An 18,394-nucleotide genomic window follows, 5' to 3' on the forward strand; every position below is an offset into this window, starting at 1 on the left:
TTTCACGCTGGTGGGATGTTTAAACGGCGCTGTGCATTAGCGCAAAAAAGGCCGGCCACGTTGATCGTGGCCGGCCTTTTTTACGACTGCACTAGCGCATTACGCCATTGGGTCGATGGTGAATGCTGGCATGCGCGCGTTGGTGCGGGCGCTTTCCAGGAACTTGTCGGACGTGGCCAGTGCTTCGGCGATCGTGACGTCCATGTCCAGATAGCGGTAGGTGCCGAGGCGGCCGACGAACGTGACGTTCGGTTCGTTCTGCGCCTTGTTCACGTACAGCTCGAGCATGGCCTTTTCGCGGTTCTGGCGGATCGGATAGTACGGGATATCCTTTTCTTCGCACTGACGGCTGTACTCGGCGTAGCAGATCGTCTTTTCGTGCTTTTCCCACGGCGAGAAGTGCTTGTGCTCGGTGATGCGGGTGTATTTCTTTTCGTTGTCGCAGTAATTGATGACAGCGTTACCCTGGAAGTCGCCGTCGGCGCGGAAGACTTCGAAGTCCAGCGTGCGGTAAGGCAGGCGGCCTTCAGTGTGCTTGAACCACGCATCGATCGGGCCGCTGTAGAACACGTGCTCGTACTCGCCCTTGGTGGCCGGATCGAACGTGGTGTTCAGGTGCACCGTCACGCCCGGCGTGTCGATGATGTTCTGCACCAGCTGCGTGTAGCCTTCAGCCGGCATGCCCTGGTATTTGTGGTTGAAGTAGTTGTCGTCGTAGTTGAAACGCACTGGCAGGCGCTTGAGGATGCTCGCCGGCAGTTCGCTTGGCTCCAGGCCCCACTGCTTGATCGTGTACGTCTTGAAGAACGCTTCGTACAGGTCGCGGCCCACGAAGCGCAGTGCCTGCTCTTCGAAGGTGGTCGGGTTTTCGATCGTCTTGTCGCCCAGGTTCGCGAGGAACTCCTGTGCTTCGGCCGGGCCCATCGTCTTGTTGAAGAACTGGTTGATGGTCAACAGGTTGATCGGCAGGGTGAAGACTTTGCCGTCGGTGATGGCCTTGACGCGATTGACGTATGGCTTGAATTCGGCGAAGCGGTTGACGAATTCCCACGCGCGCTCGTTGTCGGTATGGAAAATGTGCGGGCCGTAGACGTGCACCATGACGCCGGTCTCGGCATCACGCTCGGAATAGCAATTGCCGGCCACGTGCGGGCGCGACTCGAAAACGTCGACGGTATAGCCGGCCTGTGCCAGCTGGTTGGCGATCACTGCCCCGGAGAAGCCTGCGCCAACGATGGCGATGTTCTTTTTCATTCCTGTGTCCTGGTGATATTGGCAATGCCGGGGGGAGGCTTGAGCTTGACTGGAACGGAAGATGACATCATCGCCTTCACATCACAGCCGGTACACGCGTCGCCGCATCGCGATTGTAATTAGTGGCAAAAGAATATCACTCAAACCCCCTTTTGCCCCGCACAATTGGACAACGGTGTTTGTACGAAAAGACGGATGCAGCCATGCGGTTGAAGGACCTCCGCATGACTGCCGGGTTACTGCTGGGTTACTGCTGGGTTACTGCTGATTCATTACCAACTTCATGCTGATTTGCTGTTGGCCAGCGGCCGGCGAACGTCTATTTGCGGATCGCCCCCACCACGCGCGTGGCGAACTCGGCGGCATTGCCCGCATGCCAGCGCCAGACGATGACCAGGTCGTGCTCGGGCGAAACGACGATGTCGTTGCTGCCCGCACCCAGCGCGGCAAACGTCGTAGCCGGCATGCCCGGCAGATTCTTGCCCTTGGTATTGAGCCACCACAGGTAGCCATAGTCCGGGCCATTCGCGCTCGGCGTGAGCGCCGCCGTGACGTAGGCCGGCGGCAGGATCTGCTTGCCGGCCCAGTTGCCCTGGCGCAGCCACAGGTAACCGAAGCGCGCCATGTCCCAGCTGTCGATCCACATGCCGCCACCCCAGCGCGTGCCGCCGCTGACCGAGGCCACCTGCTTGCCGTTCAGTTCGACGTAGCTGTTGTGGTACGGGACCCATTTCCAGGTCGACGAGGCGCCGATCGGGTCCATGACCTGCTGCTGGAACACGTCCGGCACCGACTGCCCAAACACGCGCAGCAGCGATAGCGCCAGGCGGTTCACGCGGGTGTCGTTGTACTCATAGAAGGTGCCCGGCGTCCTGATGGCGCGCGGCTTCTTTTCACCCTTGCCGAAGGCAGCCTTGCCAATGAAGTTGCTGTGCTTGCCCCACAGCTCGCCGTCCCATTCGGACTCTTGCTGCAGATGCTGTTTCCACGTCACTACCGCGTTGTGCGGCGTCGCGTAGCCGCCGTCGGTGACGCGCTGCGCCACCGGCTCGTCGACCTGCAGGCGCCCTTCCCGCACGGCCACGCCCGCCACGGTGGCCAGCATGCTCTTGGCCACCGAGTAGGTCGGATCGACAAAGCGCGTGTCGCCGAACTCGGCCACGACATAGCCCTTGTAGATCACCACGCCATTGGTCGCGGCGCGTTTGGTCGGCATCGAGCCCAGGCGCGTGCCGAAAATAGCTTCCTGGTCGGACAGGTCGAGCGGCCGCTCGGTCTCGCGCGATTGTGCGAACGCGATGGCGGCGGCGAGCGCCACCGGATCCATGCCGAGCGCGGCGGGATCCTTGCGGGCCCACTCCCCGGCAGGCGGGAAGTAAGCGGCGTCGGCTGCAAGCGCCAGCGTGGCCGGCAGCGCCAGGCTCAACGCGGTGACAATGGAGAGTGCGAGAACGCTGCGGCGCGCGCGATGGGTCATGTCGGGGTATCGGTCCAGGTGGAATATGGCGCCTTGATCAGGCTCGAGTTGTAATAGCGTTTTTCGCCAGTGACTTCCTGACCGATCCAGTCGGGCTTGTCGAACACGGCGTCCTCTGACGGCAGTTCGATTTCGGCCACGACCAGGCCCGCGTTCTCGCCCAGGAATTCATCGACTTCCCAGGTAAAACCGGCGTGCTCGATGCGGCGCCGGGTCTTTTCGACCAGCGGCCGCTCGCACAGGCGCTCGAGCAGTTCGGCAGCCTCGGCCGGCGGGATCGGATACTCCCACTCGCCGCGCGAAGCGCCTTCGCTCTTGCTCTTGATGGTCAGGACGCCCTGCTCGCCTTCGATGCGTACACGCACGGTGCGCGTCGGGTCGGCGCACAGATAACCCTGGCGCAGCAGCGTGGCCGTACCCAGCGTGCGCCAGCCGTCGCCTGCCAGCAGGAACTTGCGTTCGATCTCGATGCCCATCGCGTCAGCCCAGCGCTTGCAGGATCGGCTGCAGCATGGCGGCGCCCAGGCCCGCGCTGCGCGCGCCGTTCCAGCCGGTGTGCGCGTCGGGCAGGTTGGCGTTGTCCTTGAACGGCATTTCCAGCGTCAGGGACAGGCATTTGTAGTGGTGGCCGACATACTTCGACGCGAGCGTGAGCAGTTCGTCGTTGTACTTGCTGGCGGCGTAGCCGAATTCTTTCTGGAAGTCCGGGCTGCAGGCGATGTAGCGGTCGATGAAGGCGGTTTGCTCCATTGCCCGCTCGGCCGTGAAATCGGCCAGCATTTCGCAGCCGGCCACGAAGTTGTACGGCAGCGCTTCGTCGCCATGGATGTCGAAGAACATGTCGATGCCGACTTCTTCGATCTTCTGCTTCACGCACAGGACTTCGGGGCTGCGCTCGAGCGATGGGTTCATCCATTCGCGGTTCAGGTTGGCGCCGGCGGCATTCGTGCGCAGGTTGCCGCGCACCGAGCCGTCCGGGTTCATGTTCGGCACGATGTAGAACACGGCGCGCTGCAGCAGCGTGCGCGCCACCGGGTTGGCGCTGTCGAGCAGCGCATCCATCATGCCTTCGACGAACCATTCGGCCATCGATTCGCCCGGGTGCTGGCGCGCGATGACCCAGATCTTTTTCTCGGCCTGCGGATTGCCGATCACGACCAGGTTCATGTCGCGCCCTTCGACCGTGCTGCCAAGGTCGACCACGCGTGCGATCGGGTTCTCGGCCACTTCGCCCAGCAGGCGCAGATGGCGCTCCCAGCTGTATGGCTCGAAGTAGGCGTAGTAGATGCTGTCCGATTCCGGCGTGTGCTCGATCGTCATCACCTGGCCATCGAACGTGGTCGGCACGCGGAACCAGTTGTCGAGGTCATAGCTGGCCACTGCCTGGTAATCCTCGAACCCCTTCGGGTACGTGGCCTGGCCGGCGTTCAAGAAGCGCATCGTCACCGCCTGGTCACGCGCGCCCTGCAGGCGAAAATGAAACCACTGGTGGATGTCGGCGTGCGAGTCGGCGCGCAGGTTCAGGTCGATCCGGGACGGATGCTCGGCATTGACGACATCGATCGATCCGGCGTCGAACATCGTGCTGATCTTGATGGACATGGTGATCCTTTCATGGCCCGCCGTGGAAGGCGGCGCTGGGTGACGGAGCGCCGGGCGCCAGCCCGGCAAGACCCCCGGACAGATGATTGTTTACTGCGCGTCGAGGTCGATCAGGTCCTTCGTGTACATCGCCATGATCTGACGCATCAGCTCGACATTGCCGCGATCGAGCACGACGGTCAGGTCCGGCTTGGTCTCCAGCGCAAAAGTCATGCGGATCATGCCTGGCAGCTCTTTGCAATTGACGTACTGGACGCGCGGCGTGTTCGGGTTTTGCCAGTCGGCCTCACCGATCACCGGGCCGGCCGGGGGCGCCTTGAGTTGCGGATCCTTGTTGACCGGCAGGTGTTTGAGCAGCCAGAACACGACGTTGGCCGGAATGTGGACGGCGACATCGCTCGCACCGATGGTGGAGAACTTGGTCAGCAACAGGTTACCAACCCGGTCGCAGGACATGGACAGGCTCTTGACTTGACGAATGACCGCTGGTTTCACGACGTTGATCCTTGGGGGAAGGTTGAAAAAGGCGCTGCGATTCTACCGCATCCCCCCGGCCTTTTGGGCAGTTTGCACCACCGGACAGCAAAACGGGGAGCATGAGGCTCCCCGTCGATGACTGCGCCGGCGCGCTGCCGGCAACCTGCCGATTATTCCTTGGCGCCGCCGCTGCGGCTGCCGCTCCCGGCGCTCTGGCGGTTGCCGCTTCTGGAAGAGCTACGCACCATATCGCTGGCGCTGGCCGACTGGCGGTTGCCATGGCTCAGGCTCCCTGCGCGGCGGGCTTCTTCGGACGTGAATTCGTGCGCCGTCCCTTTGGCATGGGCGGCCTTGCCACCCTGGCTGGCGATTTCGCGCTGGCGTGCCGGATCCATCGATGCGAAGCCACGGTTGCGCGTACCACCGGCGCTCTGACTATTGCCGGCCGCGCCCGATTGCTTGTTTCCTTGATTGTTTGAGGCCATGATGAGGTTGCTCCCATACTTACACGGTTGGAAACCGCCGCGTCCTGCGGCAGGCTGAGGCCTACCGACACCAGAGTGGCGACGACGATGAGCCCAAATCCCATATTAGGCACGCAATTTGACAACCGCTATAGGAGTAGTCCAGATGACTTTGTAGGACAACGCGTGAGAATTAGTGCAGTTACGAAATTAAAGTTTCGGTAGTAAATTTCACAGTTAGCATGAGTCCTACACGCACCCCCTACGTCTTCCTATTCTGTGTGGCCTTCGATGCGCGCATGATGGGCCCATGCGGCAGGCATCGACCTGCCAGTTCACCAATGCACAGGAGACGACCATGGATGCGAACCAGCGTAGCGAAGTGAATAACCAGACCAACAACGGCGCCAACGAAAAATGGAATCCGGACGCCAAGGGCGACACGCGCGACGGTGCCAGCGAACAGCGCGCGCCATCGGGCACCGGCATGGCGCAGCCTGACCTGCCGAGCGCATCGCAAGGCCAGCTTGCCAGCACCGGCGCACAGCAGGGCACGACCGACAGCCACCAGCGCGCGATGGAAGCGCATTCCGGTGAGTGGGGTCAGTTGAACGAGCCCGTGGGCAATCGCCAGGGCGAGACACGCACTGCCGATAACGTGAATGCGCCTGCTTCGGTCCAGCCGGCACATGCTGGCGGCACCACCATTGGCACGGGCGTGGACACCGGCATCCTCTCCGGCACCGCCACCGAAGATCGTCATGCACGTGGCACCGAAGCCGGCGTGCCTGGCGTGCAACATGGCGATATCTATGGCAACCGCCAGAGCGTGGACAATGCCAACGGCGAAAACCGCGCCGATACCCAGGACGCCAGCTCGAGCAAGATTCAGGAAAGCACCGACCGCCAGGGCTCGCAAACGGGCGAGACCCGTCGCGAGGTGCCGGCCGATGAGTTCCACCAGTCCAACGATCTGGCTGGCGGCCTGCCGCGCAGCGGCGGCAACAGCGGCCCGCGCACCGAGGACGAGGGTTACCAGACCGGCGGCAGCATGAACGCCGAACCGAACCCGGTGCATGAATCGAACGATGCGGCAGGCGGCTATCCGCGCAGCCCGGGCGGCGCCAACAAGCTTGCTGGCGACCGCAAGATGGATGACGACACGGGCTTTTCGCGCCAGTGATCGCGCCCGTAATCCTTTGAAAGCAGGTCAGTAACACCTAACGGGGCGCCATTGGTGCCCCGTTCTGCATTGCGCTTGATGCAGCTCCAAGCCCCCCTGCCCGGCTGGAACCGGCCATCCAAACAGCAGTCGAACCGCTCGCCATCGCCACCCTTGCGCGGTGGCGCACCACCTGCGGAGACCTGCCATGTCAGCGATGCACGACGCTTCCTGCCTGCCGCCGTGCCACGCTTTGGCGCGCGCATGACGCTGCATCCCTTTGACAATGACACGGGGCGCGACCTCGCGCGGCGCCAGTTGGCCATCCGTGACACATGCTTTGTTGTGCTCGCCCTTACGCTGGATACGCGGCGCCTCACGCCATGCGCCGGCATCGATACCGTGATCCGGGGCGCTGCCCGGCTGCGCCAGCGGCATGGTGTCGATGCGATGCTGCTCGTCGCCGCGGGCGCCGTGGGCGATGGCGATGTCGATGTCGATGCAGAGGCCGAGCTGGCGCGGCTGCACGAACTGGTGCGCGCGCTGGCCATGACACCCCACGTACGCTTCCTGACCGCCGCGTCGATGAACGTCCTGCGCGACTGCCATGCGGCGGCCAATGTGCTGGTCAGCACGCCGTGGCGCGCGGCAGATGCCGGCAGTGCCGTCGGCAACGGCTGCACAGCGATATGCAGCCCCTGCACCGGCGCCGTCCTCCCGCCACATGATGCAGAGGCGCTGGCGGCGTGCCTGGCCCGGTTGCAACGCCTTCCGCGCCTGGCGCAGGCAACGGCCCACGCCGCTTGCATGCACCTTGCCGACCTGCCGGCGCGACACAAGCCGGCCTTCCAATGACCATTACCGCACCGTGAAAGGCGCCCGCATGAAAGCCATCTTCCTCGACAACGACGGTACGCTGGTCGACGACATGCCCTTTGCTGCAGAGCCGCGCCGTAATCGCCTGGTGAATGGCGCCGGACCTGCGCTGCGGTTGCTGTCTGGCCTGGACTACCGATTATTCGTGGTCGCCAACCAGTCCGGCATCGCGCACGGCTGCTTTGGCGAAGACGCGATGACACCGATGTCCGACCGCTTGCGCGACCTGCTGTTTCGCGAGCAGCTCACGCTCGACGGTTTTTACTATTGCCCGCACCATCCGCTGGGCACCGTCAGCAACTATGCCCACGCCTGCACCTGTCGCAAGCCGTCACCGGGCATGCTGCTGCGCGCTGCGCACGAGCATGACATCGACCTGCGCGCTTCATGGATGATCGGCGACATCCTGCACGATGTCGAAGCCGGCAACCGCGCCGGTTGCCGCACACTGCTGATCGACAACGGCAACGAAACCGAGTGGCGCCTGGGCCCGCGCCGGCTGCCCACGCGCATCGCGCCCGACCTGTACCACGCGGCCATGCTGATCGCCGGACATGGCGACCCGTGCTAGCGGGTGGGCACGCCAGCGCGAGCGTCCGAGCGCTGGCGCAACTCGCCCCGCGCCTGCAGGATGATGTCGCGCGCCGCATGCAGCCCCAGCAGCGCCATGATCGACGCCACCACGATGTCGGGCCAGCCGGCCCCGGTGCCGAACACACCAAGGGCCGCGAGCATGACAGCCACGTTGCCGATCATGTCGTTGCGCGTGCACAGCCAGACCGAGCGCATGTTCGCGTCGCCGTTGCGGAACGCATACAGCAGCGCCGCTACCGCGCCATTGGCCGCGAACGCCACCACGCTGACCACGCCCATGGTCTGGGCATGCGGCACCTGCTCACCCGTGCCAAGCCACAATGCCCGGCCCAGTACCAAAAGGCCAAATGCGCCCATCACGAGACCCTTGGCGTACGCCGCGCGCGAGCGCCAGACGACCGCCAGGCCCAGCACGAACAGCGAGACGCCGTAGTTGGCGGCGTCGCCCAGAAAATCGACCGAGTCCGCCAGCAGCGACACCGAGCCGGCCGCCAGGCTGCTGACGATCTCGACGCCGAACATGGCGAAGTTGATGACAAGCGCCGCCCACAGCACCTTGCGGTAGCGCCCGTCGGGCGGCGGGGCAGCAGAACTGCACGATCCTGAACAGCATGACGACATACGCACCTCCAAAGACGATGGATGCATTAGAATCCCTGTAGTAACTACAAGGTCAATGCAAACGTCAAGGTGGATGAAGATGCGAATTGGTGAACTGGCGAAACTGACGGGGTGTCAGTCCGAAACGGTGCGGTTCTATGAACTGAAGGGTCTGTTGCCGCCGCCGGTGCGTTCGCAGGCGAACTACCGGGTCTACGATGCGGGCCACGCCGAGCGGCTGCATTTCATCCGCCGTTGCCGGGCGCTGGGCATGTCTCTGGCGGAAATCGCCACGCTGCTGGGTTACCAGGACCAGCCGGAGCGCTCATGCAGCGGCGTCAATGCGCTGGTCGACCATCAGTTGTCCGAAATCGATCGCCAGATCACCGAATTGCAGCAGCTGCGCACCGCCCTGTCGACCGTGCGCGCGCGCTGCGACTCGGTGCAGACCGCCGGCCAGTGCGCGATCCTGCGCGAGCTGACCGACCCCGCCTGAGAGGGCGCCGGCGGTCGCCACCGTCCATCGTCCATCGTCAATCACATGCGTGGATTCTCGATCACGAGCTGGTCGTCCATGCGCACGTGCTCGCCCATCAGCACGCGGTGGATCACCGCGCCATGCACGCCATGCTGCTTGAGAAATTCGACGGCACTGAGGGTGCCCAGGCTGGCCTGGATCTGCATGCCCTGGCGCACGATGTGAGTGGCGTCCGCGTACGGGTTCGACTGCATGTACGGCAGGCCTGCGTAGCGGCGATTGATCTGTGAAGCTTGCATCTGATTTCTTTCGTTGGGCACCAGCACAAAAAACTCCGTCGACATCAACGCCGACGGAACAACGCAAAATCCTTCGGGATCACGCGAGAGAGAGACACAGCGCCGATCTTAGCGGCCCTGTATTTCAGCTTGATGACATCGCAGCACCACGCCCGCATGGCGCCGGATGTTCCACCGGGCGCACGCCGATGGCTCTACAATTGCCCATCGTTGATTCAACCTGGACAGCAGATGGCAGTATCCGGCGCGGCATCTGGCTTCAATTACGGCTCCGACAATTCGGGCCTGGTGTGGGGATTCCTGATCGACCCGGGCGCAACCGCCGCGCCTGGCGCCGTGCCTACCGCTGTGCCCATCGGCGCAGCCGACGCCCTGCGCTGGATGGCCGCGCCGCAGCCGGGCCAGTTCATCTGGCTGCACTTCAACCTGTCGAACACGGCCAGCGAGCGCTGGTTGCGCCAGCACGCCGGCCTGGCCGACGAGTTCTATGCCACGCTGCACCAGGGTTCGCGCTCGACCCGTATCGAGATCGCCGATAACGCGCTGATCGCCGTCGTCAACGATGTGCTGCATGGCTTTTCGCTCGACAGTGCCGAGATCTCGACCCTGTGGGCCCACGTCACGCCGCATGCTGTCATCAGCGCCCGCCGCAAGCCGCTGGCGTCGATCGAGCGTCTGCGCCAGGACGTCTTGCAGGGCGCGCCGCTGCGCTCGTCGAGCGAGCTGCTCGTGCACCTGCTGCGCGACCAGGCCGACGTGCTGGTGAACATCGTGCGCGATGCAGTGGCACGCGTCGACACCATCGAAGACCGCCTGCTGGCCGGACGCCTGACACGTCAGCGCGAAGACCTGGGCGCCTTGCGGCGCGTGCTGGTGCGGCTGCAGCGCCTGCTGGCGCCGGAACCGGCCGCGCTGTTCCGGCTGCTGCAGCGCCCGCCGGTCTGGGTCGATGGCGACGATCGGCAAGACCTGCGTCAGGCCACCGAAGAATTCACCGTGGTGCTGAGCGACCTGGCCGCGCTGCAGGAACGCATCAAGCTGCTGCAGGAAGAAATTGCCGCGCGCGTCAACGAAGACAACGCGCGCAGCCTGTACCTGCTCACGATCGTCACGGTGATGGCGCTGCCGATCAATCTGATCGCGGGCCTGCTCGGCATGAACGTGGGCGGCGTGCCGCTGGCCGAAAACGGTCATGGGTTCTGGATCGTGTGCGGTCTGATCGCGACCTTCACCACGGTGGCGGCCTGGTTGCTGCTGCGCCTGCAACGCAACACATGATTGCCGCGCGCCATTGGTCTTGCGCATGGTACAGCCAGCCCGTATCGTGTCTGTTCGTACATGCCACCATCGAACCCCTTGAATTCACCTTTCAGCTTCCTGGTCGGCGGCGGCGAGATGGGCGCCCTCATGCGCGCCTACGACTGGCAAGCCACCCCGCTGGGGCCGCCCGACACCTGGCCCATGGCGCTCAGGACCATCGTCCGGCTCATGTTGTCCAGCAATCACCCGATGCTCATCTGGTGGGGCGACGAGCTGATCCAGCTCTACAACGACAGCTACCGCCAGACCCTCGGTCATGAACGCCATCCGTCCGCGCTGGGCCAGCCTGGCCGGGTCTGCTGGGCCGAAGCCTGGGACCTGATCGGCGCCGAGATCGAGCACATCATGTCTGGCGGGCGCGGCGCCTGGCACGACGACCGGCTGATTCCCCTCACCCGCCATGGCCGGCGCGAAGACCTCTGGTGGACCTATGGCTGCAGCCCGATCGAGGACGAGGACGGCGTGCGCGGCGTGCTTGTCATCGTCAATGACGTCACGCACAACCATTTGCTGCGCCAGCGCCTCGAGCAAACCCACCACGTGCTGTTCGACACGATGGACGAAGGCTTCGGCATGATCGAGATGATCGACGATGCCAACGGCAAGGCAGTTGATTATCTGTTCGTCGAAGCCAACCCCGCGTTTGCCCGCCACACGGGTCTGGTCGACAGTGTCGGCCAGACCGCGCGCGAGCTGGTGCCCGGCATCGAACAAAGCTGGATCGACATCTACGACGACATCGCCCGCAGCGGCGTGCCACGCCGCTTCGAGCAGGGCTCCGAAGCGATGGGGCGCTGGTTCACCGTCTACGCCAGCCGCATTGCGCACCCGACCCGGCGCCGTGTGGCGCTGCTGTTTACCGACATCAGCAACCAGAAGAACGCCGAGCGCGCCCTGCAGGCAAGCGAAGCGGCCGCGCGCACCGCCCTCGCCCAGGCCGAGGCCGACCGGCGGCGCCTCGATGCGCTGCTCAGCTCCGCACCCGTGGGGATTGTCTACGCCGACGCCCGGGGCGCGCTCTCGTCGGCCAACCCGATGATGCACGTGCTGTGGGGCGAGCACCCGATGACCACCAGCCCCGAAGGTTACGCCGACTGGCGCGGCTGGTGGGCCGACGGTTCGCAGCGCCATGGCCAGCAGGTCCAGGCCCGCGACTGGTCGCTGGTGCGCGCGCTGCGCGGCGAGCAGGTCGATGCCGACTTTGTCGAGATCGAACCGTTCGGCCGGCCGCATGAGCGGCATACCCTGCTCACCCGGGCCGCACCAATTCTCGACGATGCCGGCAATATCACCGGCGCCGTGGCCGTGTCGATGGACATGACGGCGCAGGTGCAGGTCCAGCGCGCGCTGCGCGAGAGCGAAAACAAGTTCCGCACGATGACCGAAGCGATGCCGCAGATGGTGTGGTCGGGCCTGCCCGATGGCACCAATGATTACGCAAACGGGCGCTGGTGCGAATTCACGGGGATGTCGAGCCAGGCGCTGGCCGGCAGCGGCTGGACCCGCGCCATCCATCCCGACGACTTGTCGGCGCTGCGGGCGCAGTGGATGGCCAGCCTGGCCAGCGGCGCGCTGTTCGAGATCGAGCACCGGCTGCGCCACCACAACGGCGACTACCGGTGGGTGCTCAACCGCGCGTTGCCGGTGCGCGACGAGGCCGGCGCCATCATCCGCTGGATGGGCACGGTCACCGACATGCACGACCACCGGCTGGCCGCTGAAGAGCTCAAGGCGGCCAATGCACGCAAGGATGAGTTCCTGGCGATGCTTGCGCATGAGCTGCGCAATCCGCTCGCGCCGATCAGCACCGCCGCCCAGATGCTCAAGCTCTCGGGTGTCGATCCGAAACGCACGGCGCATGCGGCCGACGTGATCGGCCGCCAGGTGCGGCACATGGTTGAACTGGTGGACGATCTGCTCGACGTCTCGCGCGTCACGCGCGGCCTGGTCGAACTCGAGCGCCTGCCGGTCGATCTCAAGACTGTCATCCACAGCGCCATCGAACAGGCGCGCCCGCTCATCGAAAAAAAGGGCCACACGCTCGCCACGCGCCTGGGCGCGGCAAACGTCACCGTCACGGGCGACCGCAAGCGGCTGGTGCAGGTCATGACCAACCTATTGGGCAACGCGGCCAAGTACACGCCGGATGGCGGCGAGATCACCGTGTTTGCCCAAGCCGACGCTGCTACCGATTGCGTGACCCTGTCGGTCAGGGACAACGGGATCGGCATCGACGCCAGCCTGCTGCCCGACATCTTCGAGCTGTTCACGCAGGCCCGGCGCACGCCCGACCGGGCGCAGGGCGGACTGGGCCTGGGGCTGGCCCTGGTGCGCAGCATGGTGACGCTGCACGGCGGCAGGGTCGAGGCGCACAGCGACGGCCCCGGCCAGGGCAGCTGCTTTGCCGTCACCTTGCCGCTCGGCCCGGGCGGGGCCGGCCCCGCCGCCGCCACGCGCGAAGACCGCGCGCTGGCTTCGCACACGGCGCTGCGCGTCATGATTGTCGACGACAACCGCGACGCTGCCGAGTCGCTGGGCATGGTGCTCGCGGCCGTGGGCCACACGGTGCAGGTCGAGGAGTCGCCGCAGGGCGCTCTGCGGCGGGCCGAATCTGCGGCATTCGATGTCTGCCTGCTCGATATCGGCCTGCCCGACATGGACGGCTACCAGCTTGCGCGCCGGCTGCGGGCCGCGCCGCGCCTGGCAGACGCAGTCTTGGTGGCACTCAGCGGCTATGGGCAACCGCAGGACCTGGCTGCGTCGCAGGCTGCCGGGTTTTCGCGGCATCTGGTCAAGCCGGTCGACATTCCCTACCTGCTGGCGCTGCTCGACACACTGGCGCCGGACCCGGGAGCCATGCCGGCTTGACCACAATCGTACGGCATGTGTCCGTGCCCCGGCGTAAGATGGCCGGACGTCAAGACACACGCCACCATCGAAGGGACAGCATCCAGTGAGTTTCGCCACCGACCAGCAAGCCGGTTCCGACCACCTGTCGGCCAATGCACAGCGGATGCTGGGCCTGCGCGGGGCCGTTTTCGCGACATGGGAAGCACGCGTGCGCGAACGCGTCGCTCAGGCGCGCAATGTGCAGCATCCGATCCTGATCGATACGCTGCCGCTGTTCTACGACAACATCGTCCAGAGCATCAGCCCCGACTACCCGCGCACCTCCGCCGTCGACGGCACCACGGTCGCGGCCGAGCATGGCGGCGAGCGCGCGCGCATCACGTCGTACGATCACACGGCGCTGATCGAGGAGTACCAGATCTTCCGCTGGGCGATCTTCGATGTGGTCCACCGCGAACAGGTCATGCTCGATCACCGCGAAGTCCACACGATCCATTCATCGATCGATTCCGGCATCCAGGAAGCCGTGGAAGCGTTCTCGCTGGTGCACAGCGGCTTCCGGGAACGCTTCGCTGCAGCGCTGACACACGATATGCGCGGCCCGCTGGGCGCCACGGTCACTGCGCTCGAACTCATCCTGCGCAGCAACGACCTTGACCAGATCAAGAAGGTGGCCGGCAAGGCGCTGGCCAATACCCGGCGCATGAGCAGCATGGTCGACGAATTGCTCGATACGATGGCGTTTCACAGTGGCGAGACCATTCCGCTGACCATCACGACCTTTCCGATGGACGAACTCGTGGCCGAGGTGCTGGCCGACGCACGGACCGCGCACGGGTCGCGTTTCGAGCTGCACGCGCATCCTGTCGATGGCTGGTGGGATCGCCAGGTGTTCAGGCGGGCGATCGAGAATCTGGTGTCCAATGCCGTGAAATACGGGGCGCCTGACACGCCGATCAGCATCAAGGTCGACCAGCTCCACGAACGCCTGCTGGTGTCGGTACACAACGACGGTCCGCCGATTCCGCCACACGAGCAGGAATGCATTTTCCAGATGTACCGCCGTGCCGAGCTGGCCCAGCGCGGCGATCCGCAAGGCTGGGGCATCGGCCTGCCCTATGTGCGCGCCGTGGCCGAAAGCCATGGCGGCAGTATCGGCCTGGACAGTAGCAATGACCGTGGGACGACGTTCTTCATCAATATCCCGATTGATGGACGACCCCATGCCGGGTCACGTACACTGGTTGCCGGACAGGCGCCGGGAGCAGCGACGATCGACTGAATCATTGCCGGGCCTGGCCGGCACGTCACAACCATCTCCAGGAGAACCCGCATGCCTCATGACATCACGCTGCGCACCCTTTCGCATGCCGACGTCCGCGCCTGCAGCGGGCAACTGGCCGATGTCCTGATCGATTGCGTCGAAGGCGGCGCATCGGTCAGCTTCATGCTGCCGCTGTCTCGCACGACAGCGCTGGACTACTGGCATGACATAGCAGGCGGCGTGGAGCGCGGCGAGCGTACGCTGATCGTGGCGCAGGACAGGGCTGGCATTCTTGGCACCGTCCAGCTGATCACCGCCATGCCGGACAACCAGCAACATCGTGCTGATGTGGCCAAGCTGCTGGTGCGGCGCCAGGCACGCGGCGTGGGCATCGGCCGACGGTTGATGGAGGCAGTCGAAAAAGCTGCGCGTACGCAAGGGCGCAGCGTGCTGGTACTCGACACGGCTGACAGCACGGCCGAACGCCTGTATGCACGGTCGGGCTGGCAGCGCGTCGGTAGCGTCCCTGATTTCGCCTGTTTGCCCGACGGCCCGCTGTGTGCAACCACCTTCTTCTACAAGCACTGCGGGCCTGCCAGCGCGATTGAGCGCTGATCCGTCGTGCGCCGGTACGATACAATACGAGCAATTAAAACGAATTCAATGAATTCTCATTGAGGCGACGGATAGTGCGGGAGCGGTTCAGGTGGTAACCAAGCAAAGTGCAGTAACGTCCGACGAGGTATGCACCACGCAGGTGGCGGCGCAGATGCTCGGCGTCTCGGTGTCGCTGGTGCAGCAGCTGGTGGAAACAGGCGTGCTGGATGCCTGGAAGACCCAAGGCGGGCACCGCCGGATTCCGATCAAGGCTGTACTGGACTACAAGCACAAGCTGGCGGGCAGCATGGGGCGTGACGCCGGCGGACGCGCGACTATCCTCGTGATCGAGGATAACGCCATCCAGCGCGCCCTGTACCAGCGCCAGTTTGCTGCGTGGGACTTGCCAGCGGACTTTATCTTTTGCGAAAACGGCTACCAGGCGCTCCTGCAGATCGCCCGCCGCCCGCCTGACATCCTGCTGGCCGATATCGTCATGGAAGGCATCGACGGCTTCGAAGTGGTGCGCACCGTCATGACCGACCCGGAACTGGCGGACGTCAGCATTGCCATTCTGTCGGGGCTGCCTGCCGACGAGCTCGCCGCCCGCGGCGGCGTCCCGGAGGGTGTCGTGTTCTTCCCCAAACCGATCAATTATGACGAGCTGCGCGGCTACCTGCGGGCGAGCGTCGCGCAGCGCGCCCGCAAGCCCGGGCCAATGTAGCGCTCCCCTGCCGCGCCAGCAATCACCATATTCAATACTTTAATTTCAAATAAATTAAATTAACGAATTTAAAGGTTTTGATGTAGACTCATTGCCTGCCAGACGAGCCGGCTCGAGTGCGTCATCCGCCGTCCCCATGCCATACGCCGATCCCCTCGCAGGCTACCGACCAATTCCAACGGAGGGTGCGGGTGAGCGCGGATACATTGATGAACGACGTGCCACGGTGGCAGCACCTGCAGCGTCTGCAGCGTCTGGACACGCGCACCGTCAGCGCCATGATCTGCGCGGGCCTGGTGCTGCTGCTCACACTCGCGCTGGCCGGTTCAGCCTGGGTATTGCACTTTCGCGAGATCGACGACTGGGCCAGCGATCTCGACAACCTGACGCTGGCGCTGGCCGAAAGCACGGCGCAATCGATGGCCTCGTCCAGCCTGGCGCTCGACAGCATCCTCGCTGCGCTGCCGGCCGACGACGGCGATCCGGCGCTGGGGAGCGAGGCGCTCCATCGCACCATGAGCGACAAGATCAGCGGCCTGCCCCAGGTGGCCGTGGCCAGCATCATCGGCGCCGACGGCGCGCTGCTCAGTTCCACACGCGTCTGGCCAACGCCCGCCATCAACTTGGCCGAGCGCGATTATTTCGTCTATCACCGCGCGCACCGCGACCCCGCCCCCTACGTCAGCCGTCCGGTACGCAACAAGATCAACGGGGCCTGGACGTTTTACCTGAGCCGCCGTCGCGAAACGCCCGATGGCCGCTTCGCGGGCGTGGCGGTGGTGGGCATCTCGTGCGCCTCGTTCACCGACTTCTTTCGCTCCGTCAGCCCGAACCAGCAGGCGGCGATCTCGCTGTTGTCGAGCGAGAAGGTTCTGCTGGCCTCCTGGCCGCAGCGTGACGCCTTGATGGGACTGCCGCCGGCCGACGCTGCCACGAATGCCGAGGCACGCATGGTGGCGCAGCGCCCCGTACGCAATTACCCGCTGGTCATCGAAGCATCCGTGCCCCAGGCGCTGCTGACCGGCGACTGGTGGCGCAATCTGCGTCCACTGGGCGCCATTGCGATGACCGGCATGCTGGGCGTGGCGCTGGCCTTTGCCACGGTGCTGCGCATCGTCCGCCAGCGCGAACGGGATGCGGTCGAGGCGCTTGCGCTCAAGGCCCAGGCCGATGCGGCCAACCAGGCAAAGTCGCGTTTCCTGGCGATGATGAGCCACGAGATCCGCACCCCGATGAACGGGATCGTCGGCATGTCCGAACTGCTGTTCGGCGCCGGGCTGCCGGCGCCGCTGGACACGTATGCACGCACCGTCCACCAGAGCGTGCTCGAACTGCTGCGCACCATCAACGATATCCTCGACTTCTCGAAGGTCGAGTCCGGCAACCTGGAACTGCTGCCGCAGGCGTTCGATCCAATGCGCCATGCCGCGCAGCGGGTCGACTCGTACCGCATGAGCGCAGAACGCAAGCGCCTGGCGATCGTGCTGCGTTCGGGCGTGCTGCCACCGGCCGTCATGGCCGACCCCGACCGCATCGGCCAGGTGCTGGGCAATTTGCTCAGCAACGCAATCAAGTTCACCCCGGTTGGCGGCGGCCCGGTCGAACTGACCGTGGTGGCGCGGCGAGATCCAGATACGCGCGGCGGGTGGCTGCTGCTGTACCAGGTGAGCGATCACGGCATCGGCATCGATCCGGCTGCGCAGGCACGCCTGTTCCAGCCATTCAGCCAGGCCGACAACACCATCAGCCGCGTGTACGGCGGCACCGGCCTGGGACTGGCTATCTGCCGCCGCCTGGCCGACCTGATGGGTGGCAGTATCGACCTGGTCCCGCGCACCGGGGCCGGCGCCTGTTTTCGTCTGGTCGTCCCGTGCAGCCTGGCGCCGGCGCCGGCGCCCGACACCGTCGGCGCATCGGGTCTGCGGGTGACCGTGGGAACGCCGCGCGTGCTCGTCGTCGAGGACACCGAGATCAACCGCGAACTGCTGCGCATCCTGCTTGAAAAACTTGGTTGCCGGGTCGACGAAGCGGTGAATGGTGCGGTCGCGCTGGCAGCGCTGGAGACCAGCACTTATGATTTGGTGCTGATGGACTGCATGATGCCGGTACTCGACGGCTACGAAGCCTGCCGCCAGCTGCGCCAGCGTGAACAAGCCACCGGCGCCCCGCGCATGGCCGTGGTGGCGCTCACTGCCAGTGCCATCGACGGCGACCGTGAACGCTGCCTGGCAGCCGGCATGGACGATTACCTGAGCAAGCCGTTCACGGCGGAGCAGCTTGGCGACCTCGTGCGGCGCTGGACACAGCCGGTCCGCTGACGGGGCGCGGCCAGACGCTGCCCGCCCTGCCCGGCTTG

The 18,394-nt window shown here is 64.9% G+C and carries 18 protein-coding genes; 10 read left to right on the top strand and 8 right to left on the bottom strand.

The window, feature by feature from the left end; all coding sequences use genetic code 11:
• Positions 1-99: 99 nt before the first annotated feature.
• The 6 genes from glf to NX775_RS05690 form a co-directional block, all read right to left on the bottom strand.
• Positions 100-1,254, bottom strand: coding sequence for a UDP-galactopyranose mutase (gene glf, locus NX775_RS05665; protein WP_183555481.1), 1,155 nt, complete (start codon positions 1,252-1,254; stop codon positions 100-102).
• A 319-nt stretch (positions 1,255-1,573) separates the two neighbouring features.
• Positions 1,574-2,731, bottom strand: a complete 1,158-nt coding sequence (locus tag NX775_RS05670) for a serine hydrolase domain-containing protein (protein ID WP_258835118.1) — start codon at positions 2,729-2,731, stop codon at positions 1,574-1,576.
• Positions 2,728-3,207: a CYTH domain-containing protein gene (locus NX775_RS05675; protein WP_258835119.1), complete on the bottom strand. Its 480-nt coding sequence runs from the start codon at positions 3,205-3,207 to the stop codon at positions 2,728-2,730. Before NX775_RS05675 ends, NX775_RS05670 begins: the two co-directional genes overlap by 4 nt.
• 4 nt (positions 3,208-3,211) lie before the next feature.
• Positions 3,212-4,333, bottom strand: a complete 1,122-nt coding sequence (locus NX775_RS05680; protein ID WP_258835120.1) for a M14 family metallopeptidase — start codon at positions 4,331-4,333, stop codon at positions 3,212-3,214.
• 90 nt (positions 4,334-4,423) lie between these two features.
• Positions 4,424-4,828 carry a hypothetical protein gene (locus tag NX775_RS05685; protein WP_258835121.1) on the bottom strand — a complete coding sequence of 135 codons (405 nt, stop codon included), beginning with the start codon at positions 4,826-4,828 and terminating at the stop codon, positions 4,424-4,426.
• A gap of 152 nt (positions 4,829-4,980) precedes the next feature.
• A complete protein-coding gene (locus NX775_RS05690; protein WP_258835122.1) occupies positions 4,981-5,295 on the bottom strand; it encodes a KGG domain-containing protein in 315 nt (104 codons plus the stop codon).
• Between the two features lie 337 nt (positions 5,296-5,632).
• Between NX775_RS05690 and NX775_RS05695 the strand changes: the two genes are divergently transcribed.
• The 3 genes from NX775_RS05695 (at position 5,633) to NX775_RS05705 (ending at position 7,883) form a co-directional block, all read left to right on the top strand.
• Positions 5,633-6,457 (top strand): hypothetical protein, encoded by an 825-nt coding sequence (locus NX775_RS05695; RefSeq protein ID WP_258835123.1) that lies wholly within the window; start codon positions 5,633-5,635, stop codon positions 6,455-6,457.
• Positions 6,458-6,535: 78 nt separating this feature from the next.
• Complete coding sequence (locus NX775_RS05700; protein ID WP_258835124.1) at positions 6,536-7,291, top strand: glycosyltransferase family protein; 756 nt, start codon at positions 6,536-6,538, stop codon at positions 7,289-7,291.
• A 28-nt stretch (positions 7,292-7,319) separates the two neighbouring features.
• Positions 7,320-7,883: a D-glycero-alpha-D-manno-heptose-1,7-bisphosphate 7-phosphatase gene (locus NX775_RS05705; protein WP_258835125.1), complete on the top strand. Its 564-nt coding sequence runs from the start codon at positions 7,320-7,322 to the stop codon at positions 7,881-7,883.
• Here NX775_RS05705 and NX775_RS05710 read toward each other — a convergent pair.
• Positions 7,880-8,527, bottom strand: a complete 648-nt coding sequence (locus tag NX775_RS05710; RefSeq protein WP_258835126.1) for a cation efflux transmembrane domain-containing protein — start codon at positions 8,525-8,527, stop codon at positions 7,880-7,882. The genes NX775_RS05705 and NX775_RS05710 overlap by 4 nt on opposite strands.
• 73 nt (positions 8,528-8,600) lie before the next feature.
• On the opposite strand from NX775_RS05710, the gene cadR reads away from it, so the two are divergent.
• Entirely contained in the window at positions 8,601-9,002 is a 402-nt protein-coding gene (cadR, locus tag NX775_RS05715; protein WP_258835127.1) for a Cd(II)/Pb(II)-responsive transcriptional regulator, read from the top strand.
• Positions 9,003-9,043: 41 nt separating this feature from the next.
• Here the strand turns inward: cadR and NX775_RS05720 are convergent, their stop codons facing one another.
• Positions 9,044-9,283, bottom strand: coding sequence for a hypothetical protein (locus tag NX775_RS05720; RefSeq protein ID WP_258835128.1), 240 nt, complete (start codon positions 9,281-9,283; stop codon positions 9,044-9,046).
• Between the two features lie 231 nt (positions 9,284-9,514).
• Between NX775_RS05720 and NX775_RS05725 the strand changes: the two genes are divergently transcribed.
• The 6 genes from NX775_RS05725 (at position 9,515) to NX775_RS05750 (ending at position 18,356) form a co-directional block, all read left to right on the top strand.
• Positions 9,515-10,561 (top strand): transporter, encoded by a 1,047-nt coding sequence (locus NX775_RS05725; RefSeq protein WP_258835129.1) that lies wholly within the window; start codon positions 9,515-9,517, stop codon positions 10,559-10,561.
• A gap of 78 nt (positions 10,562-10,639) precedes the next feature.
• Complete coding sequence (locus tag NX775_RS05730; RefSeq protein WP_258835130.1) at positions 10,640-13,471, top strand: hybrid sensor histidine kinase/response regulator; 2,832 nt, start codon at positions 10,640-10,642, stop codon at positions 13,469-13,471.
• An 85-nt stretch (positions 13,472-13,556) separates the two neighbouring features.
• The gene (locus NX775_RS05735; RefSeq protein WP_258835131.1) at positions 13,557-14,735 is read left to right on the top strand and encodes a sensor histidine kinase; all 1,179 of its coding nucleotides are present in this window, start codon (positions 13,557-13,559) and stop codon (positions 14,733-14,735) included.
• Between the two features lie 51 nt (positions 14,736-14,786).
• A complete protein-coding gene (locus tag NX775_RS05740; RefSeq protein ID WP_258835132.1) occupies positions 14,787-15,332 on the top strand; it encodes a GNAT family N-acetyltransferase in 546 nt (181 codons plus the stop codon).
• 91 nt (positions 15,333-15,423) lie between these two features.
• Complete coding sequence (locus NX775_RS05745) at positions 15,424-16,038, top strand: response regulator (protein WP_258835133.1); 615 nt, start codon at positions 15,424-15,426, stop codon at positions 16,036-16,038.
• Positions 16,039-16,247: 209 nt separating this feature from the next.
• A complete protein-coding gene (locus NX775_RS05750) occupies positions 16,248-18,356 on the top strand; it encodes a hybrid sensor histidine kinase/response regulator (RefSeq protein ID WP_258835134.1) in 2,109 nt (702 codons plus the stop codon).
• The last annotated feature ends 38 nt before the right edge of the window (positions 18,357-18,394 follow it).

Source organism: Massilia aurea, from assembly GCF_024753205.1.
Classification (GTDB): domain Bacteria; phylum Pseudomonadota; class Gammaproteobacteria; order Burkholderiales; family Burkholderiaceae_D; genus Telluria; species Telluria aurea.